Origin of the sequence: Sphingobium sp. AP49 (genome assembly GCF_000281715.2) — a bacterium.
Taxonomy (GTDB): domain Bacteria; phylum Pseudomonadota; class Alphaproteobacteria; order Sphingomonadales; family Sphingomonadaceae; genus Sphingobium.
The window spans coordinates 983897-1007984 of sequence record NZ_CP124576.1; the positions used below are offsets into that span (position 1 = coordinate 983897).

A 24088-nucleotide genomic window follows, 5' to 3' on the forward strand; every position below is an offset into this window, starting at 1 on the left:
CGTCCGCCCTTGTTGCGGGCAAGGGGATTCTTCAGAAAGATTATTGCCATGAGCCAGACTTCCGCCGCCCTCGGTCGTATCCAGCCTTCTGCCACGCTTGCCATGAGCGCGCGGGTGAATGCGCTTAAAGCCGAAGGTGTGGATGTTATTGGCCTGTCGGCCGGCGAGCCCGATTTCGATACGCCCGATTTCGTCAAGGAAGCGGGCATTGCCGCCATCCGCAACAACCTGACCCGTTACACCGACGTGGACGGTACGGTCGACGTCAAGGAAGCGGTCGCCTTCAAGTTCAAGCGCGATAATGGCCTGGTCTACAAGCGCAGCCAGATCAGCGTGAACTCGGGTGGCAAGCACACCCTGTTCAACGCGCTGCTGGCCACGGTCGATGCCGGCGATGAAGTCATCATCCCGGCGCCTTATTGGGTCAGCTATCCCGATATCGTGAACTTTGCCGGTGGTACCCCGGTCTTCATCGAGGGGCCGGCGAGCCAGGGCTACAAGATTACGCCGGCGCAGCTCGATGCCGCCATCACGCCGCGCACCAAGTGGGTGATGCTCAATTCGCCGTCCAACCCGTCGGGCGCCGCCTATTCGGCGACCGAGCTCAAGGCGCTGGGCGACGTGCTGCTGCGTCATCCCCATGTGCTGGTGATGACCGACGATATGTATGAGCATGTCTGGTACGCCTCGTCGCCTTTCGCGACCATCGCCCAGGTCTGCCCCGACCTTTATGATCGTACCCTGACGGTCAATGGCTGCTCCAAGGCCTTCTCGATGACCGGCTGGCGCATCGGCTTTGCCGGTGGTCCCGAATGGATCATCAAGGCGATGGGCAAGCTGCAGTCGCAGTCGACCAGCAATCCCTGCTCGATCAGCCAGGCTGCCGCCGTCGCCGCGCTGACCGGCGACCAGGATTTTCTGGAAGAGCGCAACGCGGCCTTCAAGAAGCGTCGCGACATGGTGGTCGCCATGCTGAACGACGCGCCGGGCCTTGATTGCCCGACGCCCGAGGGCGCCTTCTATGTCTATCCCGACGCCAGCGGTCTGATCGGCAAGGTAACGCCCAAGGGTGTCAGGATCGACAATGACGAAACGCTGATCGGCTATTTCCTGGACGAGGCCAAGGTGGCCGCTGTCCATGGCGCGGCCTTCGGCCTCTCGCCGGCCTTCCGCATCAGCTATGCGACGTCGGAAGATGTCCTCAAAACGGCCTGCGTCCGCATTCAGGAAGCCTGCGCTGCCTTGAAGTAATGTGGGTCGGCATCGCCGGCTGTCGATAACCACTTGAAAATCCGGGTGCGATCCTGTCTGGCGCATCCGGATTTTTCGATTGTCTCGAAAATTGAAACGGTCTTTTTCGCACTGCAGCGTCTTGTGATTGGCGCCGCAGGGTCTATATGCCCGTTGCGTAAAGAAACTGAACTCGGTGACCTTTTGTCGCTTCGTTCCTGTCCTTGGTCGAAATTCGCTAACCGGCGCGATCATGTTCAGACAGGGGCAAGGCGCCATGCTCTACCGGGCGGTGATCGCGACCGTATCGCGAAACAGAAAGGCTTTGCCATGTTGGCGTTCTTGAAATCCGAACTGTTCTTCCGTTTCCTGGGTGGCTTTGCCATCGGGGCGGTTGCGATGTTCGCGCTTCAGCCCAACAATGAACCGCCGTCGCTGACGTCGACCGCGATTGCCTCGACCGCAACGCCGGGCAGCAGTGCCGCGCTCTAAGCGCCTTTTCCTCCTTCCCCTTGCGGCGCTTGCCGCCGTATCTGTCCCATTGCATGCCGAACCCGTCGTCCAGGCGCCGATCCCGGCGCTGGATGTCGAACCAGGCCGATCGTTGGAAACTGCGGTTTTTGCCGGCGGTTGCTATTGGGGCGTCGAGGGCGTTTTTTCTCATGTGAAGGGTGTCAGGCTCGCCGTCGCGGGCTTTGCCGGCGGGCCGCGGGGCCGCAAGGTCGATTATGAGACGGTGAGCGGTGGTGATACCGGCTTCGCTGAATCCGTTCGCGTCACCTATGATCCCCGGGTGGTCAGCTATGGCACGTTGCTGCGGATCTTCTTCTCGGTGATTGCCGACCCCACGACGCTCAATTACCAGCGGCCCGACAGCGGCACCCAATATCGCAGCGCCCTTTTTCCGCTCGATGCCGAGCAGAACAAGGTGGCGCGCGCCTATCTGGCGCAACTGGACAAGGCGCGGTTGTGGCGCGACCCGGTCGTGACCCGTGTGGAGCCGTTTACCGGCTTCCAGGATGCGGCGGCCGATCACCAGGACTTCATGGCCCGCTATCCCTATCACCCCTATATTCAGCGCTGGGACATGCCCAAGCTCAAGGCATTTCGGGCTATGTATCCCACGCTCTATCGCGCGGGTCCGTCTGCCTGATTTCCATGGCCCTGGTCGCGCCAAGCGGGGCAGGCTAGATCGGGGGTGCCTTAGCCAAGGGAGCCATCCATGTCCGATATTACAGGCCTGCAACTTCTCTCGACCCTGGCGCAGGATGGTCGTCTGACCGTTTCACTGGCGCCGCAGACGCTGCCGGCGCCGACCGGGCACGAGGTCGTTCTGCGTGTCGAGGCGGCGCCGATCAATCCGTCCGATCTGGGCCTGTTGCTTGGCTCGGCCGATGTCGAGAATGCCGAATATGGGGACGGCTATCTGGTCGCGCAGATGCCGGCGGCGGCGGTGCGGGCGATGGTCTCGCGCATGAATATGCCCTTGCCGGTCGGTAATGAGGGGGCGGGTACCGTGATCGCGGCCGGGGATGCGCCGGAGGCCAAGGCGCTGCTTGGCAAGCGGGTGACCTGCGTACCGGGCGGCATGTATGCGCAATATCGGATGGTCGACGCGCGGGCCTGCATGGTCTTGCCCGATGGCGCCACGGCGGAGCAGGGGGCGTCGGCCTTCGTCAATCCGATGACCGCGCTTGGCTTTGTCGAGACGATGCGGGCAGAGGGGCACAAGGCGCTGGTCCATACCGCCGCCGCCTCCAACCTGGGCCAGATGCTGGTGAAAATTTGTCGGGAAGACGATGTTCCGCTGGTCAATGTCGTGCGGAGTCCGGGCCAGGTTGCGCTTCTGAGGCAGATCGGTGCCAGCCATGTGGTCGACAGTTCGGCGGAAGATTTCGCCGATGCGCTCGCGGCTGCACTGGCTGATACCGGTGCAACCATCGTTTTCGATGCTATCGGCGGTGGCACCCTGGTCAGCCGCATACTGGCCGCGATGGAGCAGGTGGCGAGCGCGGGCGCATCCTATAGCCGCTATGGCTCGGCCACGCTCAAACAGGCCTATATCTACGGTGCGCTCGATCTGTCGCCCACGATATTGAGTCGCAGTTTCGGGTTCAGTTGGGGTGTGGCGGGCTGGCTGCTGACGCCCTTCCTCGCCAAAGCCGGGGCTGCAACGGTGGAGCGGATGCGAGCCCGCGTCCGCGATGGCCTTACCACGACCTTTGCCAGCCATTATAAGGGCCGCATCTCGCTGCGCGATGCGCTGAGCCGTAACGTGGTGCTGGCCTATAATGCGCGACGCACCGGTGAGAAATATCTGATCCTGCCTAACTGAGATCAGATAGCAAAAAGGGGAGCAGCCCTGCGGCGCTCCCCTTTTGGCATTGCCAGACGGCGTGTGTCGCTTATTTCGGCGCCAGCACCATCAGCATCTGGCGGCCTTCCATGCGCGGATAGGCTTCGACCTTTGCGATCTCGGCAACATTCTCCGCCACGCGCTGCAGCAGGGCCATGCCAAGCTGCTGGTGGCTGAGTTCGCGGCCGCGGAAGCGCAGGGTGATCTTCACCTTGTCACCATCGCCGATGAAGTCGTGGACCTTTTTCATCTTCGTATCATAGTCATGATCGTCGATGTTCGGACGCATCTTGATCTCTTTGAGTTCCTGCGTCTTCTGGGTCTTTCGGGCGAGATTCGCCTTCTTCTGGGCTTCGTACTTGAACTTGCCGATGTCCAGGAACTTGCAGACTGGCGGATCGGCGTTCGGCGATACCTCGACCAGGTCCAGGCCAACTTCGGCTGCCTGGTCGATCGCCTCCTGCGTATACATCACGCCCAGATTTTCGCCTTCGTCGTCGATCACGCGCACCTTGGGCACGGTGATGAACTCGTTATACCGGGGGCCGGACTTCGGCGGCGGCGCCAGCGGGCGGCGCATCATAGGGGGACGTATAGCAGCTTCTCCTGAGTCTGTTAAAAACGAGTGGCTCTTAGCGGCTTTTGCGGAAAGCCGAAAGGGGTGCGTGGTTCCGTCGCAACGGAATCACGCACCCTGTGGCATTGCTGCCTCAGCGCATATCGGGGGCGCGTGCGTCTTTTTCAAGACGGGCAATCACTTCGCTCAGCGAAAGCATGGTCTGGCCGTCCTTGCCCAACTCGCGCAACGCCACCGTGCCTTCGTCCGCCTCGCGGCGGCCGACGACCAGCAGGTTGGGTACCTTGGCCAGCGAATGTTCGCGCACCTTGTAGTTGATCTTCTCGTTGCGGACATCGACTTCGGCACGGATGCCGGCGGCGCGCAGCTTCTCGACCACGTCCAGCGCATAGCTGTCCGCATCCGACACGATCGTCGCGACCACCGCCTGCACCGGCGCCAGCCACAGCGGGAACTTGCCGGCATAATGTTCGATCAGGATGCCGATGAAGCGCTCATAGCTGCCGAAGATCGCGCGGTGGAGCATCACCGGACGGTGGCGCTCGCCATCTTCGGCAATGTAGCTGGCATCGAGTCGCTCGGGCAGCACGCGGTCCGACTGGATCGTGCCGACCTGCCAGGTGCGGCCGATCGCGTCGGTCAGGTGCCATTCCAGCTTGGGCGCATAGAAGGCGCCCTCGCCGGGCAGTTCTTCCCAGCCATATTCGGGCGTGTTGAGGCCGGCGGCGGCGACCGCATTGCGCAGTTCCTCTTCCGCCTTGTCCCACATCTCTTCCGTGCCGAACCGCTTTTCCGGGCGCAGCGCCAGCTTGATCGAATAGGTAAAGCCGAAATCCCGGTAGATCCGGTCCGCCAGCGCACAGAAATTGCGCACTTCCTCGACGATCTGGTCCTCGCGGCAGAAGATATGCGCATCATCCTGGGTGAACTGGCGCACCCGCATCAGGCCGTGCAGCGCGCCATGCGGCTCGTTGCGGTGGCAGCAGCCATTTTCGTAGAAGCGCAGCGGCAGGTCGCGATAGCTCTTGATCCCCTGCTTGAAGATCAGGATGTGCGCCGGGCAGTTCATCGGCTTCAGGGCCATCCAGTCGGCGGCCTCCGACACCAGCGGCCCTTCATCCTCGACGTTCGGCACTTCGTCGGGGATGACGAACATATTCTCGCGATATTTGCCCCAGTGACCGGACTGCTCCCACTGGCGCGCGTCCATCACCTGCGGGGTCTTGACCTCGCGATAGCCCGCATCGTCGATCGCGCGGCGCATATAGGCTTCCAGCTCGCGCCAGATCAGATAGCCCTTGGGGTGCCAGAAGACGCTGCCATGCGCTTCCTGCTGCAAATGGAACAGGTCCATCTCGGCGCCCAGCTTGCGATGGTCGCGCTTGCCGGCCTCTTCCAGTCGCGTCAGATGCTCATTGAGCTGCTTCTTGTTGAGCCAGCCGGTGCCATAGATGCGGCTCAGCATCGCATTCTTCTGGTCGCCGCGCCAATAGGCGCCCGACACGCGGGTCAGCTTGAACGCGGCCGGGTCCAGCTTGCCGGTGGAGGCCAGATGCGGGCCGCGGCACATGTCGTACCAGCCGTCGCCACTATGATAGACGGTCAGCTCCTCGCCCTGCGGCAGTTCGGCGGCCCACTGTGCCTTGAAGGTTTCGCCGGCGGCTTCCCACTGCGCGATCAGCGTGTCGCGGGCGATGACTTCGCGGCGCAGCGGCTTGTTGGCGGCGATGATCTTGCGCATCTCCGCCTCGATCGCGGGCAGGTCTTCCTCGGTGAAGGGGCGATCCTTGGGCGCGAAGTCATAATAGAAACCATCGTCGGTCGCCGGGCCGAAGGTGATCTGCGTGCCGGGGAACAGCGCCTGCACCGCTTCGGCCAGGACGTGCGCGAAATCGTGGCGCGCCAGTTCCAGCGCGTCGGCCTCGTCCTTCGCGGTCACGAGGGCCAGTTGCGAATCCTGTTCCAGCGGGCGCATGATGTCGCGCAGCTCGCCGTCGACCTTCGCGGCGATCGCCGCCTTGGCCAGGCCCGGCCCGATCGCCGCTGCAATGTCCGCCGGAGTAGTGCCGGGCGCGACTTCACGCACGGAACCATCGGGCAGGGTGATCTTGAGCATGGCGGACACGGGGGGTCTTTCTGTGAAATGTTCAGGTTGCGCGGCCCAAAAAGCCGCGCCTTCCCCATAAATGGGCGGTCTGCCCTGTCAATAGAAGCCCTCTTGCCAAGAGTCATCCTCGGGCGCATGTTTTATGTACTGATATATCATTATCAGTGCAGGAGGGACTTATGGCTTTGAGCTTTGCAGAATCCCGTGGCGCGCAGGACGTTGTGCCGATGGGCGAGATGAACACGACGCCGCTGATCGACGTCCTGCTCGTGTTGCTGATCATGTTCATCATCACCATCCCGATCCAGACCCACAGTATCGGCGTCGATCTGCCTCAGGCGCAGACCGATACGCATTCGCCCTTGCCCGATCCGGTGAAGAACAAGGTGACGATTGATGCGCAGGGCGTGATCCGGTGGAACGGTGCGGCGGTAGATCGGTTCAGGCTTCGCCAATATCTGGCCGCGTCGATGCGGATGCCGGTAGAGCCGGCCTTGCAGTTCGAGCCCGACGCCGCTGCGCGTTACCTCATCGTCGATGCCGTGCTTGCCGATATTAAACGCTCGGGCGTGACCAATCTCGGCTTGGTCGGCAATGAACGATATAGCCGATTTTGACAAGGGTGCTGGATAAAATGTAAAGTATCATTGACTCGTTACCTTTCGCTTCTGTAAAGGACGCTTGACCCTTTCAGAGCAGGAGGCACGAGTCATGATCGCCCCGGAACCTATCCACCCCTTTCCCTGGCGCATCTGCGCGGCCGCCGCGCTGTTCACGGTGCTGATGGTGGCCGCTGCCGTCGCCGCCAATATCTTCACCATCAGCGGCAACGGCAAATTGCCGCTGATGGTCCCGGGCCTGCTGGCGCTGGGCTGGCTGATCTGGGAAGCGATGCGGCTGGCGCGGGCCGTGCCGGGATCGGCGATCGCCCGCTATATCGGCCGGGTGGTGCCGCTGATGATCGCCAATGTCGTCACCGTGGTCGCGGCCATCACCATCCAGCGCGAATGGCATCCGGCGGGAGTGTGGGCCGTGCTGGTGGCGTTGCTGCCGGCGCCGCCGCTGATCGGCTTCATCTGGGCGATGGGCCGTCTTCTGGTGGAGGAGGCCGACGAATATCTGCGCATGGTCCATGCCCGGCGCGCGCTGATCGCGTCCGGCTTCATGCTGGTGATCACCACCGTCTGGGGCCTGCTCGAAGGATCGGGCCTCGCCCCCCATGCGCCCGCCTATGCCGCCTTCATCCTGTGGAATCTGGGCCTGCTGCTGGCGCCGGTCATTCCCGGTGGCCGGGCATGAAGAACCGGCTCAAGATATTGCGGGCCGAACGCGACTGGAACCAGAGCGATCTCGCCACCCAGCTCGGCATTTCGCGCCAGAGCGTTAACGCGATCGAGACGGGCAAATATGATCCCTCGCTCCCGCTCGCCTTCCGCATCGCCGACCTGTTCGGCCTCAGGATCGAGGATATTTTCCTGCGCGACTGATTCAGGCGATCAGCAACCGGGCATCGTCACCCGTCTGCTGCAGGAAGGAGAGGGGGCCGCCAACTTCCATCCCGGTCGGAAGGGTGTCGGCGGACAGGCCCGACAGCGCCAGGCCGCTCTGGCAGGCGATCAGCACGACCCCCATGTCCAGCGCCTCGGCCAGCAATTCGGCCAGCGTTGGCAGGCCCGTTGCCCGATGCGCCGCATCCTCCGGCGCGGCGAGCGGCGGCGCCAGCAACGCAACCGCATCCAGTTGCAGGAACAGGCTGGCGTCCCCGCCGAGGGCCGCCTGTGCCGTCGCCATCACCAATGCGCCGCGCAACCGCTCCGCATCGGCCGTCATGACAATGATCCTCAGCCCGCGCACAGTTCCGCCGCGCAGCCGGGGCAGGCCGGATCCTTGGGCACGCCCAGCGTGCGAAAGCGCATGGCGAGCAAATCTGCGATCAGCAACTGCCCCGCCATGTCGGTGCCGAACGGCACCAGCGCGCGGATCACCTCCAGCGCGGCCAGGCTGCCCATCACCCCGGTCAGCGCGCCGATCACGCCGGTTTCCGAACAATTGCGTTCCGGCGCATCGACCGGACTGCCGACCAGGCAGCGATAGCAGGGCTTGTCCTGTTCCCAGCCACGATAGGTGGCAAGCTGCCCCTCGAACGGGCCGACCGCTGCCGACACCAGCGGAATGCGCAACGCCTGTGCCGCATCGGCGACCACCAGCCGGGTCGCGAAACTGTCGCACCCATCCAGCACGACATCGGCCTCGCGCAGCAGCATGGCGGCATTGTCCGCGTCGATCCGCGCATTGATCGGGATCAGCTTGATGTCGGGGTTGAGGCGGGCGACCGCGGCCATTGCGGCTTCGGCCTTGGGCGTGCCGATGTCGGCGGCGCCGAACAGCACCTGCCGCTGCAGGTTGGACAGGGCGACGGCGTCATCGTCGATCACCCGGATGGTGCCGACACCGGCAGCCGCCAGATAGAGGATCGCCGGACTGCCGATGCCGCCCGCACCGATCACCGCGACATCGGCCGACAGCAGCCGGGCCTGGCCCGTGCCGCCAATTTCCTTCAGCACGATATGGCGGGCATAGCGCTCCAGTTGATCGTCGCTCAGCGTCACGGCGCATCCGACCAGAGGAAGCGGACCTGCGAACGCATCCACACCGGCTCGGCCGAACCGGTCTTGGGGAAGCTTCCCTTGAGCGAACTGAGGATACGATTGCTCACATATTGTTCGACGCCGGGGCAATTGGCGTTGACCGGCGCGATCTTCAACGGCTTGCCGTCACCTGACAGCAGGAACAGCATATTGATTTCGAGATATTGCGATCCCTGGTGGTTGACCGCGCCGGTGCAGGTGCCGCGGCGATAGAGCTTGGCGACATCGTCCGACCATTGCGGCGAGTTTTTGCGACCCGTCCAGTTCGGAATTTCCGGTACCTCGCTCAGGTCCGTCGGCATGGGGGGCGATGCCAGCGGCGTGGCGGCGGCGAGCATCAGCGAAAGCAGCGGTGTCATCATGAAAGTCATACTCCCGTCGAACCGAACCCGCCCTGTCCCCGGACGGTATCGTCGAGCATATCCACCTCGACGAAGCTGGCAAGCTGCACCGGCGCAACCACCAACTGGGCGACACGATCGCCGCGCTTGATCGGGAAGGGATCGGCGCCATGGTTGATCAGCAGTATCTTGAGTTCGCCGCGATAATCGGCGTCGATCGTGCCAGGGGCATTGGGCACGCTTATGCCATGCTTGAGCGCCAGGCCGGACCGCGGGCGGACCTGAATCTCGTATCCTTCCGGGATCGCCAGCGCAAAGCCGGTGGCGACCGGATGGCGATCGCCGGGGTTGAGCGTGATCTCCTCTGCCGACACCACATCCATGCCGGCGGCGTGCGCGGTGGCATAGGCGGGGACGGGCAGCCCCTCGCCATGGGGCAGGCGCTTGAGCTGGATATCAATCGGTGACAGGGGAGAGGGCATTGGCAACCTTTTCGATGAGTTTGGCGGCAACATCGCTCTTGGCCATGGCGGCCCAGCTTTCGATGCCGACGGATGTGACGATCTGTACGCTGTTGCTGTCGCCGCCCATCACGTCGCCCGACACGTCATTGGCGACGATCCAGTCGGCGCCCTTGCGGGCGAGCTTGGCCTGGGCATGTTCGGCGATCTTCTGGGTCTCGGCGGCAAAGCCGATCAGCAGCCGGGGGCGACGGGCATGATGGCCCAGCGTCGCCAATATGTCGGGATTCTCGACCAGGCTAAGCGGCGCGGGCTGGCCCGATCCGTCCTTCTTCAATTTCTGCTCGGCCGCATCGGCGGTGCGCCAGTCAGCGACGGCGGCGACCATGATCGCGGCGTCGGCCGGCAGCGCGCCTTCGACCGCCGCCAGCATCTCGCGCGCGGTCTCGACGTCGATGCGGTCGACCCCGGCGGGCGTCGGCAGATGGACCGGGCCAGCCACCAAGGTCACCTTCGCCCCGGCGCGTGCGGCGGCGGCGGCAATGGCGAAGCCCTGCTTTCCCGAGGACCTATTGGCAATGTAGCGCACCGGATCGATCGGCTCATGGGTCGGCCCGGCGGTCACCAGCACATGGCGCCCGGCCAGCGACTGATCGGTACCGGCGAAATCGGGCTGGCCGGCCAGCGGATCGGGCAAAGCCGGGGCGGCCAGCAGGCGCTCGATCTGCGCCGCGATAGCCTCCGGCTCGGGCAGGCGGCCTTTGCCATATTCGCCGCAGGCCATTTCGCCATCGTCGGGCGTCATGATGTGCACGCCATCGGCATGGAGTTGCGCCAGGTTCCGCTGCGTCGCCTTGTGGTGCCACATGCGCACATTCATCGCCGGCACGGCCAGCACCGGCTTGTCGGTGGCCAGCAGGATGGTGGTGGCCAGATCATCGGCGATGCCGGCCGCCATCTTCGCCAAAATGTTGGCGGTAGCCGGCGCGACGACGATCAGGTCCGCCTGCCGCGACAGCTGGATATGGCCGATCTCGCGCTCTTCCTTGAGGTCGAACATCGCACCATAGACATGATCCTCGGTCAGCACGCCCAGGCTGAGCGGTGTGACGAACTGCTGCGCGCTTTCGGTGAGAACCGCCCGCACCGCGATGCCGCGCCTGCGTAGCTGGCGCACCAGTTCCAGCGACTTATAGGCTGCGATGCCACCGGAGACGATGAGAAGGACACGCTGGGTCATCTGCTCTCCTTGCCCGTTGGCAGCGGATGAATCAATCGTCGCCCCGGCCGGTAAACATGATAGGATGTGCCATCCATTTTCGTCTCCGGGGGCTGGGATAATGGGCAAGCGTATAGCGATGGTGGCGATGATGCTGGGGCTGGCGTCCTGTAGCGCGGAACGCAGCGCCCAGGCGCCCACCGAAAATACCAGCGCATCGGTGGATAATATGACGGTCGAGGGTGCCGCGGAAAATAGCGCAAACGCCGTCGACAATGCCGCAACCGGCCTGGAAAATGCCGCCAACGGCGCATCGGAAGAGATATGGTGCGCGGCCGCTCGCGCGACCATGTCGGCCGCCGAATGCCAGTCGCTGACCCAGCAGCGCGACTCGCTGGAACAGGGCGTCGCAGCCTTTAATCCGCCACGTACGATGATGCGCGATGAACCGACCCGGGTGGTGCTGGCGATCGGCAGCGAGGCGGAAAGCGCCGAGACCGTGCGTGCGGCTGGTGGTCCGCCGTCCGGCGCGCAGGTCGCGCCCGTCCGCATCGGTCGCTATATGAGCGCGACCCTGAGCGGCAGCGCGTTCACCATCACCCCGATCGGCGAGGCGAAGCGCGATCTGGGCATGAGCGGCAGCGAACAATGGGAATGGGACGTCACGCCGACGCGCGAGGGCGATCAGACCTTGCAAGTGCGGGTCGAAAGCTTTGCGCAGGATGCGCAGGGCCATGCAACCCGGCTCAAACTCTACCAGAGTTCACCGATCGCGGTGAGCGTCACGGTCACCGATCGGCAGAAAAGATCGGCGGCGATCGGCACCATGAAGGGCGATCTGGACGACACGACCGGCCTGTTCAAAAGCCTGCGCGGCTGGCTTCTGGCCTTGGCCGGCGTGATCGTGGCGGCGTCGCTGGTGGTCTGGCGGATGCGTGGTTTTGGCAAGAAGCCGGACGACGACAAGAACGACCCGACCGGTTCCTAGTCGCGCTACGTTACAGCAGCGTCGTTGCCACAGCCATCGCGCCGGCGCCGATCGCCGCCGCCAGCAGGGCGACGAGCGCATAGCGCCAGCCGCCGCCCACGCGGATCAGTTGCACCTCGCCCAGCGGTAGCGGTGGCGGTGCGCCGCCCTTTTCCGGGAAGGCGTCCTCGATGCGGCGGACCAGTGCCGGCAGCCGCTGGATCAGGCGCCAATTCTCGATCAGCGCGTCGGCGGCCTTGGCCTCCGGCCCCAATTCGGTGCGCAGCCATTCCTTCACATAGGGGCCGCTCGTTTCCCACATGTTGATCGCGGGGTCGAGCTGATGGGCGACGCCCTCGACCATCACCATCGTCTTCTGCAGCAGCAGCAGGTGGGGCTGGGTCTGCATGTCGAAATCGCGGGTGATGGCGAACAGCCCATCCAGCATGCCGCCGACCGACAGCTCGCTCGCCGGCTTGCCGCGCATCGGCTCGCCCACGGCGCGCAGCGCGGTGGCGAACTCGTCGACATTATGATGGCCGGGCACATATTGCGCCTCGAAATGGATTTCGGCGACGCGCTTGTAGTTGCCGGTGATCAGGCCATAGAGAATCTCGGCCAGCCACATGCGGGCACGGCGGTCGATCCGGCCCATGATGCCGAAATCGATCGCGACGATGTCGCCGTTCGCTTCCACGAACAGATTGCCCTGGTGCATGTCCGCGTGGAAGAAGCCCTCGGCGATCGCCTGGCGCAGGAAGGCGTTGACCAGCCGCGCGGCAATGTCTTTGAGATCATGGCCGGCGGCGACCAGCGCATCGCGATCGGAGATCTTGATGCCGTCGATCCATTCCATCGTCATGACCTTGCCGGTCGTGCGGTCCCAGTCGATGGCGGGAATGCGATAGCCGGGCATCGCTTCCATCGCCTCGGCCAGTTCCGATGCCGATGCTGCCTCGCGCCGCAGGTCCAACTCGCGCGCGGTCCAGCGCTTCATGTTGGCGATTACCAGACGCGGGCGCAGGCGCGCGATTTCGCCGCCCAGCATCTCGACATGGGCAGCCGCCCATTCATAGGTCTGGATGTCGCGGCTGAACTGGTCGATCACGCCGGGACGGATCACCTTCACCGCGACGTCGCGGCCATCGATGGTGGTGGCGCGATGCACCTGCGCGATCGACGCGGCACCCACCGGCGCTTCGTCGAACCGGGCATAGACCTGATCCAGCGGCAGGCCGAAGCTCTGTTCCACCTGGGCGCGGATCGTCTCGAACGGCACCGGGGGCAGTGCGTCCTGCAGGCGCAGCAGGTCGTTCGCCGCGTCCTCACCGACCAGGTCGGGGCGGGTTGCCAGCGTCTGGCCCAGCTTGATCGCCGCCGGGCCGATCGCCTGGAAGGCGTCGGCATAGCGCGGCTGCTTGGGCACGCGCGCACCGAAACGCGCCAGGCGCACCAGCCGGCGCACCGGCGTCGGGGTCAGCGGATCGCGTTCGATGCCGGTCAGGGCGCCATGGCGCGCGAGGGTCCGACCCCATTTCAGGAGCCGCCAGATATGGGTCGCGTGGGTGGTCATGCGGGCGTCAGATCTTCCAGCCCGAATGGATCGCCACCAGCCCGCCCAGGATCGGCTCGACCTTGGTGTTCACGAAACCGGCGTCCCGGATCATCCCCTCGAACTTGGGCATGGGCGGGAAGCGGCGGATCGATTCGATCAGATAGCGATAGCTGTCGGCGTCGTTGGCGAACAGCTTGCCCAGTTGCGGCACCAGCTTGTGGGAATAGACGTCATAGACGTCGGAAAAGCCCGGCCAGGTGGTGGTCGAAAATTCCAGGCAGAAGAAGCGGCCGCCGAACTTCAGCACCCGGTGCGCCTCGCGCAGCGCCTTGTCGATATGGGTGACGTTGCGGATGCCGAAGGCGATCGTATAGGCGTCGAACGCCCGGTCGCCAAAGGTCAGCGTCTCGGCATTTTGTTCCGACCAGATCAGGCCGTCATAGCCCTTCTTCTGTGCGCGCTCGACACCCACCGCCAACATCTCGGGATTGATGTCGGACACGGTGACCTGCGCGCCCAGCCTGTGCATGCGAAAGGCGATGTCGCCGGTGCCGCCGGCCATGTCCAATATCTGCTCGCCCGGCTGCGGCTTCACCCGCTTGACGAACTGGTCCTTCCACAACCGATGCGCGCCGACCGACATGGCGTCGTTCATCAGGTCATATTTGGCGGCGACATTGGAAAAGACGGCGCGGACCATGCCGGCCTTCTCGGCGGCATCGACGTCGCGATAGCCGAAGGATGCTGTGTCGTTCATGGCCCTCGCTCTAGACTCTGTTGCGCCGCCATTCCAGCGCGAAGGCGCCCCTTGGGAACGTTTCGCTGTCGCCAACCATTCCGTTGGGCATCCACCATGCCGGGAGAGTCCCAATCTTGCGCCGTCTAGCCCTGCCTGTCCTCACCCTCTTGCTTTGCTGTGCACAGGCCGCGCCGCCCGCCAGTCCGCAGCAAATCTATGGCCCCCTTTTCGAGGCGGTGCAGCGCGACAGGCTGTTCCCCGACGGCAAGAGCTTTGCCGACGCGGTACCGAAACAGGATCCTGCCACCATAGTTGCCGCCTATCGCCGGGAATCGCCGCAAGGCACTGCGCTGCGTGACTTCGTGTTGCGCCATTTCGAGGTGCCGGGCGAGCAGGCGGTGGAGCGCGCGCCGCTCCGCACCCATATCCGCGCGCTCTGGCCGCAACTGACCCGTCCGGCGTTGACATCGCCCGCCGGCTCCTCCGCGCTGTCGCTGCCCGCTCCCTATGTCGTGCCGGGCGGCCGCTTTCGCGAAATCTATTATTGGGACAGCTATTTCACCATGCTGGGGCTCAAGGCCGACGGGCAGCAGCCGTTGATCGAATCGATGCTCACCGACTTCGAGAGTCTGGTCGATCGCTACGGCTTCATCCCCAACGGCACGCGCACCTATTATCTCGGCCGGTCGCAGCCACCCTATCTGGCACTGATGGTCGACCTGTCGGCAGCGACCGATCCCGTAAGCGCGACCCGGCACCTCAAGGCGCTGCGGGCCGAGCATGATTTCTGGATGCGCGGCGCGGACGGGCTGGCCGAGGGCGCGGCGGCGCGTCGCGTCGTGCGCATGCCCGACGGCGCGCTGCTCAACCGCTATTGGGACGACCGGCCGGGACCGCGCGATGAAAGCTGGGCGGAGGATGTCGCGACCGCAAGGGAGAGCAATCGTCCGGCCGCCGACATCTATCGCCATCTGCGTGCGGGGGCGGAAAGCGGCTGGGATTTCTCCGCCCGCTGGCTGGATGATCCCAAGCGGCTGTCGACCATCCGGACCACCGATATCGTGCCGGTCGACCTCAACAGCCTGCTCTGGACGCTGGAGCGCAGCATTGCCCGCCGCTGCGCGCGGATGGGCGATCGATCCTGCGCACGACATTATGCAGCGATGGCCAAGGCGCGGCATCGCGCGATCGATCGCTGGCTCTGGCAGGCGGGGCAGGGGCGCTATGCCGACTGGGACAGCACGACGCGGGCGCCCACCACCATCCTCTCGGCCGCGACGCTCTCGCCGCTGTTCGCCGGCCTTGCCACGCGCGCCCAGGCCGAAGCCGTGGCGAATACGACCCGCGCACAACTGCTGGCCCCCGGCGGTCTGCGGACCACCCGTATCGCCAGCGGGCAGCAATGGGACAGCCCCAATGGCTGGGCGCCGTTGCAATGGATTGCGGTGGAGGGCTTGGCGCGTACCGGCCACATCGATCTGGCCAGGGAGATCGCCCGGCGCTGGATCGGCACGGTCGATGCCGCTTATCGAGACACCGGCAAGATGCTGGAAAAATATGATGTCGAGGAACGCAGGCCCGGGGGTGGCGGCGAATATGCGCTGCAGGACGGCTTTGGCTGGACCAATGGCGTCACCCGGGCGCTGATCGCGCGCTGGCCCGATCTTGATCCCGACGCCCCTGTTGCGGCCGCCCGCTAGACCCTACATGAAGGGCCATGCCAGAGCTTCCCGAAGTCGAAACCACCGTCGCCGGCCTGCGCGCCGTGTTGCAGGATGCCACGCTTACCCGGGTCGAGCCGCGGCGTGCCGACCTGCGCTTTCCGATTCCGGTCGACCTGCGCCAGCGGATGACCGGCGCGCGGATCATGGGCCTGTCGCGTCGTGCCAAATATGGCCTGATCGAAACCGATCGCGGCGACATGATGATCTTCCATCTCGGCATGTCCGGGCGCTGGCGAATCGATCCGGCGGAGATCGGCACTCATGACCATCTGCTGCTGGAGACCGGTAGTGGCCATCTGCTCGCGCTCAATGATCCGCGCCGCTTCGGTTCGCTTGATCTGGTACGCAGCGACGCCTGGCAGGCCTATGGCCCCTTCACGCGCATGGGGCCTGAACCGTTGGGGCCGGATTTCACCGCTGCCTATCTGGCGCGGGTGCTCGACGGCAAGGCAACCTCGATCAAGGCGGCGTTGCTCGACCAGCGGGTCGTTGCCGGCCTGGGCAATATCTACGTGTGCGAGGCGTTGAACATGGCCGGCATCGCGCCGACTCGGGCGGCCGGAAAGATATCCAAACCCCGACTGGCCTTGCTGGTCGATTCGATTCGCACCGTCCTGTCAGCCGCGATCGTCGCGGGTGGCTCCACCTTGCGCGATTATGCGCGGCCGGATGGAGAATTGGGCTATTTTTCCAACCAGTGGCGAGTCTATGGGCGGGAAGGGCAGCTTTGCCCCTGTGGCGGTACGGTCCAGCGCCGAGTCGACGGGGGACGTTCGACCTTCTATTGCCCCAAATGTCAGAAATAGCGGGCCGCTCGCTGGTTGACGACACCCCGGAACACCTGTAAGGGGCGCACCTTCACGAGGCTGGTTGGCGAATCCGACGGGCCTCTTCCCGAGATTTGACGAGAACCGAGGAATAGAATGGCCAATACGCCGCAAGCCAAGAAGCGCATCCGTCGCAATGAGCGTCGCGCCGAAATCAATGGCGCCCGCATCAGCCGGATCCGCACCCTGGTGAAGAAGGTGGAAGCTGCCATCGTCGCCGGCGACAAGGGCGCTGCTGCTACCGCACTTCAGACTGTCCAGCCCGAACTGGCTCGTGGCGTTGCCCGCGGCGTTCTGCACAAGAACACCGCCGCCCGTAAGTTCGGTCGTCTGACCAAGGCTGTCAGCGCGCTCGCCTGAGCTGCACGCTTTAAGCTACCCGCTTTTGTGAAAAAGCCCGCTCCGGATCGCCGGGGCGGGCTTTTTCTGCTGGTATTCACGAATCGGTCATTTTGGCGACCCGCGCATTTCCCACGATTCGAGCGGGTTTGATCGAAAATAGATTCTATAAACATCTGAAATATAAGAAATTTTTTTCTTTCTCCGGTTTTCCGCGGGATTCCTGAGTCAACGTCTTTATTTCAGTTTTTTGAAGTGGGCCGCCCTTGATCCGGCGAAGCAGCCCTGTCTATTTTGAACATCCGGCCGCTGATCGAATCACTTCCTGGCGGTCGTCACAATGTCAGTTGATGCAGAAGACTCGGAATGGCGGGGGCGCCTTTCCGAACCCTCTTCCTGTGTCCGATATCTATGCCCGCAGGGGTTGTTTTGGTTTCTTTTGGGGGCGGCGCTCAATGAAGGATAATGTGGCGGTGTTTGAACGGGAGGATGATGCGGCGGCAGAAGATATGGCCCGCCTGGAATCCGCCTGGACGACCATCCGCACCGGCCTGCGCCGTGATATCGGCGCACGCATGTTCGACCAGTGGCTGAAGCCCGCTCGGCTGGGCGACTATTGCCCCGAATCGCAGACCCTGGACCTCCATTTCGCTTCGGACTTCAGCGCGAACTTCGTGACGGGCCAGTTTGGCGACCGCCTGCGCATGGCGTGGCGCTGTTCGGGGGCTGGCGTGCGGGAAGTGCGTCTGCGTCGTGCGCCCGATGCGTCCGGTCCGCGCCTGCTGGAGGTCAAGCGTGATGTGGCGGCTGCGGTGGAAGCGCCGGCCATGGCTCCCGTGACACCGGCCATCGCCTGCAATTTCCAGCCGCGCCATGCCTTCGACCAGTTCGTCACCGGCGAGACCAACCAGCTTGCCTATTCCGCCGCGTTGGCGATGGCGGGCGAAGCCGAACCCCGCTTCACGCCGCTGTTCATCCATGGCGGCACGGGGCAGGGCAAGACGCACCTGCTGCACTCGATTGCCCGGGCCTTTTCGGGGCACTCGCCGAGCGCGCCGGTGCTGTACATGTCGGCCGAACGCTTCATGGTCGAATTCGTCAACGCGATGCGCGCGAACGAGACGATGGCGTTCAAGGCCCGTCTGCGCGCCGCCCGCCTGCTGCTGATCGATGATATCCAGTTCATTGCCGGCAAGGGGTCGACCCAGGAAGAATTCCTCCACACGATCAACGACCTGATCGACACCGGCGCGCGTATCGTCGTGACCGCTGATCGGGCGCCGCAGATGCTGGACGGCATTGATCCGCGCATCCTGTCGCGTCTGGCCGGTGGTCTGGTCGCCGATATCCGGCCGGCGGGTCTCGACCTGCGTCTCGCCATATTGGAGGCGCGTCGTGCCTATGCCGGCGATCCGCCGGTACCCGATGCGGTCATCGACTTCCTCGCCCGTTCGATCCGCTCGAACGTGCGCGAACTGGAAGGTGCCTTCAACAAGCTGGTCGCCTATGGCCAGTTGACGGGCCGTTCGATCGATCTTGAATTTGCCCAGACCATGCTGGCGGATGCCGTCCGCGCGAACGTTCGTCGCCTGACCGTGGACGAAATTCAGAAGGCCTGCGCCGCCCATTTCAAGATCGATCCGTCCGAGATGAAGTCGAAGCGCCGGGCACGCGCCGTGGCACGTCCGCGTCAGGTGGCGATGTATATCTCCAAGAAGATGACGCCGCGTTCCCTGCCCGAAATCGGCCGTACCTTCGGCGGGCGTGATCATAGTACCGTGATCCATGCGGTTCGCACGATCGAGAAGCTGCGCGAGAGCAATCCCGATATGGATGCCGACGTTCGCACGCTGATGCGCCAGTTGGAGGGCTGATACGCCACGGCGCTGACACAGCGGCTGAAACAGGGCGGCTGACAGGGGCAAGGCATTGGACTAGGCTGGGGCCATGATCCGATCCCTTGCCCTCCTGCTGCTGGCCGTGTCGGCCCTCTCGCCCGCCGCCGCCCAGGCGCCTGCCGCCGCACCTGCCGCCACGGACATAAGGGTCGCGCTCGATACCAGCGCGGGCCGAATCATCGTCGCGGTTCATCCGGACAAGGCGCCGGTCACCGCCGCCAATTTCCTGCGCTATGTCGATCAGAAGCGGTTTGATGGCACGGTCTTCTACCGTGCGGTCGGTGGCCCAGCCTATGGCTTCGTCCAGGGGGGCACGCAGAATGATCCCAAGCGTATCCTGCCGCCGATCAGGCATGAACCCACCAGCCAGACCGGCCTTTCCCATGATGATGGCGCGCTGTCGATGGCCCGCTATGCCCCGGGCAGCGCTACCGGCGACTTCTTCATAGTGCTGGGAAAGATGCCCAGCATGGATGCCCATCCGGAAACGGCGGGCGATAATCAGGGCTTTGCCGTCTTCGCCCATGTGATCGAAGGGCTCGATGTGGTGAAGGCGATCCAGGCCGGCCCGAAATCGCCGACGGCCGGCGAGGGCGTGATGAAGGGGCAAATGCTCGATCCCACAGTGCGGATATCGACCGCTCGACGTTTGCCCTAGCCGCGATCGGCGTTGGGCATGCGGTTCACAGGCGGCGGCGTTCGATCGGTACGGCCGGGCGGATCGCTGCATAACGGCCCAGATAGTCGGCCTCGCCCATCGGCCGGGCGAGATGATAGCCCTGGAACAGGGTGCAGCCGATGACGCGCAGCATCTCCATCTGCGCCTCGCTCTCGATGCCTTCGATCACCACTTCCATGCCCAGGCCCTGGATCAGGCCGACGACCGCACTGCAGATGGTGCGGGCTTCGGCGGACGTGGCGATGTCGCGCACCAGGCTGCGATCGATCTTCACCCGGTCGACCGGCAATTCCTTCAGCCGCGCCAGATTCGAATAGCCGGTACCGAAATCGTCGATGGCGATGCGCACGCCGTCGGCTTGCAACGCCCGCAACTGGTCCAGCATGCGCTGGTCCATGTCCATCGCCAGCGATTCGGTGATTTCCAGTTCCAGCATCGCCGGTGGTGTCTGGTGGGTGGTCATGGCATGGCGCAGGCGCAGGAAGAAATCGGCCTGCGACAATTCGCGGGTGGAAATGTTGATGGCGATGCGCTGACGCACGCCGCTCTTGAACCAGCGGGCTGCGGTCTCGCAAACCCGGCCCATCACCCAGTCGCCCAGCGCGACGATGGATCCGCTCTCCTCGGCCATCGGTACGAAGGCGCCTGGCATGACCAGCGCCCGCTCGGGATGCGCCCAGCGCACCAGCGCCTCGGCGGTGACCGCATGGCCGCTGCCGATCTCGATCTGTGGCTGGAATTCCAGCAGGAACTCGTCGCGTTCCAGGCCCAGCAGCAAATCGCGTTCCAACTCGGCACGGTCGGCCGCCTCCAGCGCCAGCGCGGCGGTGAACATTTCGGCCCGGCCGCGCCCTTCATGCTTGGCGTGATACATGGCGATATCGGCCGACCGCAGCAGTGCCGACAGCGTGTCGCCATGGTCGGGGTAACAGGCGATCCCGATCGATGCGCCCAGATCGACATGCTGGCTGCCCAGGTCGAATCGCTCGCCCAGCGCGAACTGGATGGCACGCGCGATGCGGGACGCGGTCTCGCGACCCGGCAGCCGGGGGAAGAACATGGTGAATTCGTCACCGGCCAGGCGGCCGATCACGGCGTCGCCCGCATCGGTGCTGATCTGGGCCATCACCACTTCGCGCAGCCGCCCGGCAACCCGCGCCAGCAACTGGTCGCCGGCGGCATGGCCCAGCGTGTCGTTGACCGTCTTGAATCCGTCGAGGTCGATGAAGAACAGCGCGGCCGGCTTGTCGTCGCTGCGTTCGGCCAGCAGGCGCTCGACCTGGCGGCAAAAGCTGGTGCGGTTGGCAAGGCCCGTCACCTGATCGAACAGCGCCAGCGTCTGGACATGGTCAAGATTGGTGCGGACCTGGCTGAACAGGCTTTCCAGCGCCACCGCCAGTTCGGGCAGTTCCAGGCCGATCTCGGCAGGAACATGGGATTGCAGGTCGCCATGGGCAGCGGCCAGCAGCCGATCGGTTGCCGCATCGATGGCGGCGGCGGTCGCTGCCGTCGAGCGTTGTGTCGATGCCCAGGTCATGGTGCCGCACAGGATCGCGATGATGAGGGACCGGCCAATGTCGACGGCATCGCCGCCCTGGCCATGGCCCAATATCAAGGAGAGGATGAAGACCAGCGCGCCGGCGGCACAGGCAAAGGCAGCAGCGCGGCTTTTCACTGTCACGCCCTGCATGTGCCTCCCTACCCTGCTCGATGCTCCGGAAAAGGGAGCCGTTGGATCGGTCGGTTATGAAGGACAGTGGTTAAGAAAATGTCAGTGTGTATGTAAAAGCTGCTATTTTTTGCGCCGCAATATCAGATAGATGGCGCCATCGCCTCCATGGCGAGGGTGCGCTACCCGGACGCTCGCGATGCGATCGGCATGGGGGCTGGTTTCCAGCCAGTGGCCGATTTCGCCACGGATGGCGCCGCGTCGCGCCTTTTCCCCGCCGCTGCTGGCTTTAGGCGGCTTGCCCGTGACAATCAGCAGCACCCGAACGTCGCGTGAGAACGCCGTCGCCAGCGCCTGGTTAAGGCGGCTATGGGCCGAAGCCAGGCTGTGGCCATGCAGGTCTATGGCCATGTCGGGGGCTATATTGCCGCTACGGATTCGACGCTCCCAGCCATTGTCCAGCACCGCTGCCGGGCTGCGCGGAACTGTCACGGGCATGGGCTTCGGCGGCGCTGGCGTTAACCTTGTTTCCGCAATCGGACGATTCGTCGCGGCCGGCAGGGCAGGGCGGGACAGGCCCGGCCGGATCGGCCGGACGGTGCGGGTCAGTGCGCCCCAGAGCGCCTGTTCGTCAGAGGTCAGGGTCCGGCGTGCCATGGCGCATCATGGCTGAGTGAGGCGCGCGATGGAGCCAATCGGTAGCAATATCAAGGCACTGCCGCGAGCGGACATGCCGCCGGCAATGCCCCGTGCACGGGCTCCTGCGCCCCAGAAGCTATCGAATCGGTTGGCGCCCTTGATCGCGCCGCCGGTATCCTGGGCGATCCATATGCCGTTGGGTTCGGCGCGGTCGAGCGAGAGCAGGACCGGGGCACCCAAGGGGATATATTTGGGATCGGCGGCGACCGTCGCCTCTGCCGTCACTGCTACCCCCAGCGCGCCGATCGGCCCGGAGCCGGTCAGTTCGCGGAAGAAGACGAAGCTCTTATTCTCGTTCATGATCGCCGCACCCTCGGTCGGGTGAGCGCGCAGATATTGCATGATATCCTGCATCGATCCGGCCTGGATCAGGCCGCGATCCTTCATCAGCTTGCCGATGCCAGTATAGTCGCGGCCATTCTGCCCGTCATAGCCGATCCGCATGACGCTGCCGTCAGGCAGATTCAGCCGGCCGCTGCCCTGTACCTGCAGGAAGAAGAATTCGACCGGATCGGCGGCCCAGGCCAGTTCCAGCCCGCGCCCGGCCAGCGATCCGCCCACGATCTGCGATCGATCGTCGAACGGCACGAAATTGCTGCCCTGCACCTTGCCGCGGATCGTTCGCCCCTTCAGGCTGTCGCTGAACAGGCCCAGATTGACGTCGATCAGTTCGGCCGGTCGGCGATAGATTGGCACCTGATAGCCGGCCTGTTTCGTGCGCGATCCGGAAATTTCGGGCTCATAATAGCCCGTGACGAAGGCCGCGCCATCGCCGACCTGGGCGGCCTCGAAATAGCGGGCGAAAAATTCGGCAGCCGATGCTTCGGGCCAGCTCGACGCGGCGCCGCAGGCACTGTTCCAGTCCGACCCGCGGGTCAGGCCGCTCTGGTCGGTGCGCTTCATCAGCGTCGGACAGGAAATACGGAAAGCCTGCAATGCAAGCCGTGCGCGCTCGCCCGACGGAATCAGGCTGGCAATGTCGGGGCCAGGGGTAATGCCCAGGCCGGCCGCATTCCCCTGATCGGTGCTGCCGCCTGATGGAGAGACGACCGGCAATTTGGGGGGCAGGGTGGGCCGTGGTGTCGCGGGAACCGGACGCGCCGCCTCACCGGTGGACGGGCGGCTTCGCGCGGGACCTCCGGCCGATGGCGGAATGACGCCGCCTGCGCAGGCGGACAGCATCAGCGCTGCGAGCAGCGCCCCCCCCGAATGACGCAGGCTCACGCCGCCTCGTCGGTTTCGCTGAGCTTCCAGTTGGGATCTGCACTGCGCAGGTCGCGCGTGAAGGTCCAGATATCGTTGGTGCCGACGGCATCGGTCAGCGATCCGGCGATGACATTGCCATCCTTGTCGCGGGTGACGGCGGCGATGTCCGCCTCGAACCGCAGCGCGACTTCGGCGATCCGCCCGCTGACGCTGGCATCGACGATCTGTGCCTTCTCGATCCGGACCAGGCGATTGTCGAGCACGTCGCCTGCGGCCTCTCGTGCGGTGATCGCTTCCTCGAACGATGCGAGCACGTCGGCATCGCACAGCCAGGCGAGTTCGTCGCGATCACCACGCCAAAAGGCTTCCAGCACCATCTTGTAGGCGCTCTTCGCGCCTTCCACGAACTGGGGCACGTCGAAATTGCGGTCGGCAGCGATCAGCGCGCGCACGCCATTCTCGCCGGCCGGCGTAATCAATCCGTCAGCCAATCGCACCGAATCGCCCGTCATTTCTGGCATCGGCCGCGGCTGCAATACACCAACCTTGGCGCGTTCCTCTGCCGGACGCGGCGCAGGCTCCTGCTCATGGCCCGTCCGCTTTCCGAGGACGGAATAGAGCCGCAGTGCCAGGAAGCCGGCAATCATGGCGAGGATGACGATCACGTACACGGAGGCAAATACCCTTTGTTCGGGATGATGTTCCCTCAACATAGGCATGTTTGCACGATACTTCAAATATCGGCTTGCACCGGCGCCTCGGGCCGTTGGGTGCTGGGTCGCCATTGCTCTGGCCTGCTGCCGCTGCTAAGCGCGCGGATCGACATCCGGGGGGCATGTTTGCTTTC

At 64.4% G+C, this 24088-nt stretch carries 26 protein-coding genes; 13 read left to right on the forward strand and 13 right to left on the reverse strand.

The genetic code is table 11. The annotated features are described in order from the left end of the window. The first annotated feature begins 48 nt into the window (after positions 1-48). From PMI04_RS04755 to PMI04_RS04770, 4 genes are all read left to right on the forward strand, one after another. Entirely contained in the window at positions 49-1251 is a 1203-nt protein-coding gene (locus PMI04_RS04755; protein ID WP_007712804.1) for a pyridoxal phosphate-dependent aminotransferase, read from the forward strand. A gap of 33 nt (positions 1252-1284) precedes the next feature. Further along, complete coding sequence (locus tag PMI04_RS04760) at positions 1285-1722, forward strand: hypothetical protein (protein ID WP_157178171.1); 438 nt, start codon at positions 1285-1287, stop codon at positions 1720-1722. 49 nt (positions 1723-1771) lie between these two features. Next, positions 1772-2383, forward strand: a complete 612-nt coding sequence (msrA, locus tag PMI04_RS04765) for a peptide-methionine (S)-S-oxide reductase MsrA (protein WP_007712810.1) — start codon at positions 1772-1774, stop codon at positions 2381-2383. Positions 2384-2452: 69 nt separating this feature from the next. Further along, complete coding sequence (locus tag PMI04_RS04770) at positions 2453-3565, forward strand: zinc-binding dehydrogenase (RefSeq protein ID WP_007712813.1); 1113 nt, start codon at positions 2453-2455, stop codon at positions 3563-3565. Positions 3566-3635: 70 nt separating this feature from the next. Here PMI04_RS04770 and infC read toward each other — a convergent pair whose 3' ends face one another. After that, positions 3636-4169 carry a translation initiation factor IF-3 gene (gene infC / locus PMI04_RS04775; RefSeq protein WP_007712816.1) on the reverse strand — a complete coding sequence of 178 codons (534 nt, stop codon included), beginning with the start codon at positions 4167-4169 and terminating at the stop codon, positions 3636-3638. A gap of 127 nt (positions 4170-4296) precedes the next feature. Further along, entirely contained in the window at positions 4297-6279 is a 1983-nt protein-coding gene (thrS, locus tag PMI04_RS04780; protein WP_007712818.1) for a threonine--tRNA ligase, read from the reverse strand. 170 nt (positions 6280-6449) lie between these two features. On the opposite strand from thrS, the gene PMI04_RS04785 reads away from it, so the two are divergent. The 3 genes from PMI04_RS04785 to PMI04_RS04795 all read left to right on the forward strand — a co-directional run bounded on the left by PMI04_RS04785 (position 6450) and on the right by PMI04_RS04795 (position 7757). Beyond that, positions 6450-6887 (forward strand): biopolymer transporter ExbD, encoded by a 438-nt coding sequence (locus tag PMI04_RS04785; RefSeq protein WP_007712820.1) that lies wholly within the window; start codon positions 6450-6452, stop codon positions 6885-6887. Between the two features lie 94 nt (positions 6888-6981). Continuing rightward, complete coding sequence (locus PMI04_RS04790; protein WP_007712822.1) at positions 6982-7569, forward strand: hypothetical protein; 588 nt, start codon at positions 6982-6984, stop codon at positions 7567-7569. After that, positions 7566-7757 carry a helix-turn-helix transcriptional regulator gene (locus tag PMI04_RS04795; protein ID WP_007712824.1) on the forward strand — a complete coding sequence of 64 codons (192 nt, stop codon included), beginning with the start codon at positions 7566-7568 and terminating at the stop codon, positions 7755-7757. The genes PMI04_RS04790 and PMI04_RS04795 overlap by 4 nt, the downstream gene beginning before the upstream one ends. 1 nt (position 7758) lies before the next feature. Here the strand turns inward: PMI04_RS04795 and PMI04_RS04800 are convergent, their stop codons facing one another. Genes PMI04_RS04800 through coaBC form a run of 5 tightly spaced genes read right to left on the reverse strand, consistent with a single transcriptional unit; the run spans position 7759 to position 10960 of the window. Further along, positions 7759-8100 carry a DsrE family protein gene (locus PMI04_RS04800; RefSeq protein WP_007712826.1) on the reverse strand — a complete coding sequence of 114 codons (342 nt, stop codon included), beginning with the start codon at positions 8098-8100 and terminating at the stop codon, positions 7759-7761. A gap of 11 nt (positions 8101-8111) precedes the next feature. Next, complete coding sequence (locus PMI04_RS04805; protein ID WP_007712828.1) at positions 8112-8879, reverse strand: HesA/MoeB/ThiF family protein; 768 nt, start codon at positions 8877-8879, stop codon at positions 8112-8114. Continuing rightward, positions 8876-9280, reverse strand: coding sequence for a hypothetical protein (locus PMI04_RS04810; protein ID WP_007712830.1), 405 nt, complete (start codon positions 9278-9280; stop codon positions 8876-8878). The genes PMI04_RS04805 and PMI04_RS04810 overlap by 4 nt, the downstream gene beginning before the upstream one ends. A 5-nt stretch (positions 9281-9285) precedes the next feature. Next, complete coding sequence (gene dut / locus PMI04_RS04815; protein WP_007712832.1) at positions 9286-9741, reverse strand: dUTP diphosphatase; 456 nt, start codon at positions 9739-9741, stop codon at positions 9286-9288. Beyond that, positions 9716-10960: a bifunctional phosphopantothenoylcysteine decarboxylase/phosphopantothenate--cysteine ligase CoaBC gene (coaBC, locus tag PMI04_RS04820; RefSeq protein ID WP_007712834.1), complete on the reverse strand. Its 1245-nt coding sequence runs from the start codon at positions 10958-10960 to the stop codon at positions 9716-9718. The genes dut and coaBC overlap by 26 nt, the downstream gene beginning before the upstream one ends. Before the next feature lie 100 nt (positions 10961-11060). Here coaBC and PMI04_RS04825 point away from each other — a divergent pair, with 100 nt between their 5' ends. After that, a complete protein-coding gene (locus PMI04_RS04825) occupies positions 11061-11927 on the forward strand; it encodes a hypothetical protein (RefSeq protein ID WP_007712835.1) in 867 nt (288 codons plus the stop codon). Positions 11928-11937: 10 nt separating this feature from the next. On the opposite strand, the gene ubiB is transcribed toward PMI04_RS04825, so the two are convergent. Continuing rightward, a complete protein-coding gene (gene ubiB, locus PMI04_RS04830) occupies positions 11938-13479 on the reverse strand; it encodes a 2-polyprenylphenol 6-hydroxylase (protein ID WP_007712836.1) in 1542 nt (513 codons plus the stop codon). Positions 13480-13486: 7 nt separating this feature from the next. Continuing rightward, positions 13487-14218 (reverse strand): class I SAM-dependent methyltransferase, encoded by a 732-nt coding sequence (locus PMI04_RS04835; RefSeq protein ID WP_007712837.1) that lies wholly within the window; start codon positions 14216-14218, stop codon positions 13487-13489. A 116-nt stretch (positions 14219-14334) separates the two neighbouring features. On the opposite strand from PMI04_RS04835, the gene treF reads away from it, so the two are divergent. The 5 genes from treF to PMI04_RS04860 all read left to right on the forward strand — a co-directional run bounded on the left by treF (position 14335) and on the right by PMI04_RS04860 (position 19646). Then, positions 14335-15900 (forward strand): alpha,alpha-trehalase TreF, encoded by a 1566-nt coding sequence (gene treF / locus PMI04_RS04840; protein ID WP_007712838.1) that lies wholly within the window; start codon positions 14335-14337, stop codon positions 15898-15900. Between the two features lie 17 nt (positions 15901-15917). Next, positions 15918-16730, forward strand: a complete 813-nt coding sequence (gene mutM / locus PMI04_RS04845) for a bifunctional DNA-formamidopyrimidine glycosylase/DNA-(apurinic or apyrimidinic site) lyase (RefSeq protein WP_007712839.1) — start codon at positions 15918-15920, stop codon at positions 16728-16730. A 117-nt stretch (positions 16731-16847) separates the two neighbouring features. Further along, a complete protein-coding gene (rpsT, locus tag PMI04_RS04850; RefSeq protein WP_007712840.1) occupies positions 16848-17111 on the forward strand; it encodes a 30S ribosomal protein S20 in 264 nt (87 codons plus the stop codon). Between the two features lie 434 nt (positions 17112-17545). After that, positions 17546-18964, forward strand: a complete 1419-nt coding sequence (gene dnaA, locus PMI04_RS04855) for a chromosomal replication initiator protein DnaA (RefSeq protein WP_007712842.1) — start codon at positions 17546-17548, stop codon at positions 18962-18964. A gap of 73 nt (positions 18965-19037) precedes the next feature. Continuing rightward, the gene (locus PMI04_RS04860; protein ID WP_007712844.1) at positions 19038-19646 is read left to right on the forward strand and encodes a peptidylprolyl isomerase; all 609 of its coding nucleotides are present in this window, start codon (positions 19038-19040) and stop codon (positions 19644-19646) included. A gap of 25 nt (positions 19647-19671) precedes the next feature. Here PMI04_RS04860 and PMI04_RS04865 read toward each other — a convergent pair whose 3' ends face one another. The 4 genes from PMI04_RS04865 to PMI04_RS04880 all read right to left on the reverse strand — a co-directional run bounded on the left by PMI04_RS04865 (position 19672) and on the right by PMI04_RS04880 (position 23912). Then, a complete protein-coding gene (locus PMI04_RS04865) occupies positions 19672-21357 on the reverse strand; it encodes an EAL domain-containing protein (RefSeq protein ID WP_007712852.1) in 1686 nt (561 codons plus the stop codon). 102 nt (positions 21358-21459) lie between these two features. Then, the gene (locus tag PMI04_RS04870; RefSeq protein ID WP_007712855.1) at positions 21460-21993 is read right to left on the reverse strand and encodes a Smr/MutS family protein; all 534 of its coding nucleotides are present in this window, start codon (positions 21991-21993) and stop codon (positions 21460-21462) included. A 6-nt stretch (positions 21994-21999) separates the two neighbouring features. Continuing rightward, positions 22000-23259: a murein transglycosylase A gene (locus tag PMI04_RS04875; protein ID WP_007712857.1), complete on the reverse strand. Its 1260-nt coding sequence runs from the start codon at positions 23257-23259 to the stop codon at positions 22000-22002. Continuing rightward, positions 23256-23912 (reverse strand): Tim44/TimA family putative adaptor protein, encoded by a 657-nt coding sequence (locus PMI04_RS04880; RefSeq protein ID WP_037486906.1) that lies wholly within the window; start codon positions 23910-23912, stop codon positions 23256-23258. Before PMI04_RS04880 ends, PMI04_RS04875 begins: the two co-directional genes overlap by 4 nt. Positions 23913-24088: the final 176 nt, after the last annotated feature.

Bases quoted from the DNA above. Each gene is read 5' to 3' on its own strand.
- dut (WP_007712832.1), bottom strand. From the start codon at position 9,741: ATGCCCTCTCCCCTGTCACCGATTGATATCCAGCTCAAGCGCCTGCCC.
- PMI04_RS04800 (WP_007712826.1), bottom strand. From the start codon at position 8,100: ATGACGGCCGATGCGGAGCGGTTGCGCGGCGCATTGGTGATGGCGACG.
- rpsT (WP_007712840.1), top strand. From the start codon at position 16,848: ATGGCCAATACGCCGCAAGCCAAGAAGCGCATCCGTCGCAATGAGCGT.
- PMI04_RS04770 (WP_007712813.1), top strand. From the start codon at position 2,453: ATGTCCGATATTACAGGCCTGCAACTTCTCTCGACCCTGGCGCAGGAT.
- infC (WP_007712816.1), bottom strand. From the start codon at position 4,169: ATGATGCGCCGCCCGCTGGCGCCGCCGCCGAAGTCCGGCCCCCGGTAT.
- PMI04_RS04790 (WP_007712822.1), top strand. From the start codon at position 6,982: ATGATCGCCCCGGAACCTATCCACCCCTTTCCCTGGCGCATCTGCGCG.
- thrS (WP_007712818.1), bottom strand. From the start codon at position 6,279: ATGCTCAAGATCACCCTGCCCGATGGTTCCGTGCGTGAAGTCGCGCCC.
- PMI04_RS04810 (WP_007712830.1), bottom strand. From the start codon at position 9,280: ATGATGACACCGCTGCTTTCGCTGATGCTCGCCGCCGCCACGCCGCTG.
- PMI04_RS04795 (WP_007712824.1), top strand. From the start codon at position 7,566: ATGAAGAACCGGCTCAAGATATTGCGGGCCGAACGCGACTGGAACCAG.
- PMI04_RS04865 (WP_007712852.1), bottom strand. From the start codon at position 21,357: ATGCAGGGCGTGACAGTGAAAAGCCGCGCTGCTGCCTTTGCCTGTGCC.
- dnaA (WP_007712842.1), top strand. From the start codon at position 17,546: ATGAAGGATAATGTGGCGGTGTTTGAACGGGAGGATGATGCGGCGGCA.
- PMI04_RS04755 (WP_007712804.1), top strand. From the start codon at position 49: ATGAGCCAGACTTCCGCCGCCCTCGGTCGTATCCAGCCTTCTGCCACG.
- PMI04_RS04860 (WP_007712844.1), top strand. From the start codon at position 19,038: ATGATCCGATCCCTTGCCCTCCTGCTGCTGGCCGTGTCGGCCCTCTCG.
- mutM (WP_007712839.1), top strand. From the start codon at position 15,918: ATGCCAGAGCTTCCCGAAGTCGAAACCACCGTCGCCGGCCTGCGCGCC.
- ubiB (WP_007712836.1), bottom strand. From the start codon at position 13,479: ATGACCACCCACGCGACCCATATCTGGCGGCTCCTGAAATGGGGTCGG.
- PMI04_RS04870 (WP_007712855.1), bottom strand. From the start codon at position 21,993: ATGGCACGCCGGACCCTGACCTCTGACGAACAGGCGCTCTGGGGCGCA.
- coaBC (WP_007712834.1), bottom strand. From the start codon at position 10,960: ATGACCCAGCGTGTCCTTCTCATCGTCTCCGGTGGCATCGCAGCCTAT.
- PMI04_RS04785 (WP_007712820.1), top strand. From the start codon at position 6,450: ATGGCTTTGAGCTTTGCAGAATCCCGTGGCGCGCAGGACGTTGTGCCG.
- PMI04_RS04825 (WP_007712835.1), top strand. From the start codon at position 11,061: ATGGGCAAGCGTATAGCGATGGTGGCGATGATGCTGGGGCTGGCGTCC.
- PMI04_RS04835 (WP_007712837.1), bottom strand. From the start codon at position 14,218: ATGAACGACACAGCATCCTTCGGCTATCGCGACGTCGATGCCGCCGAG.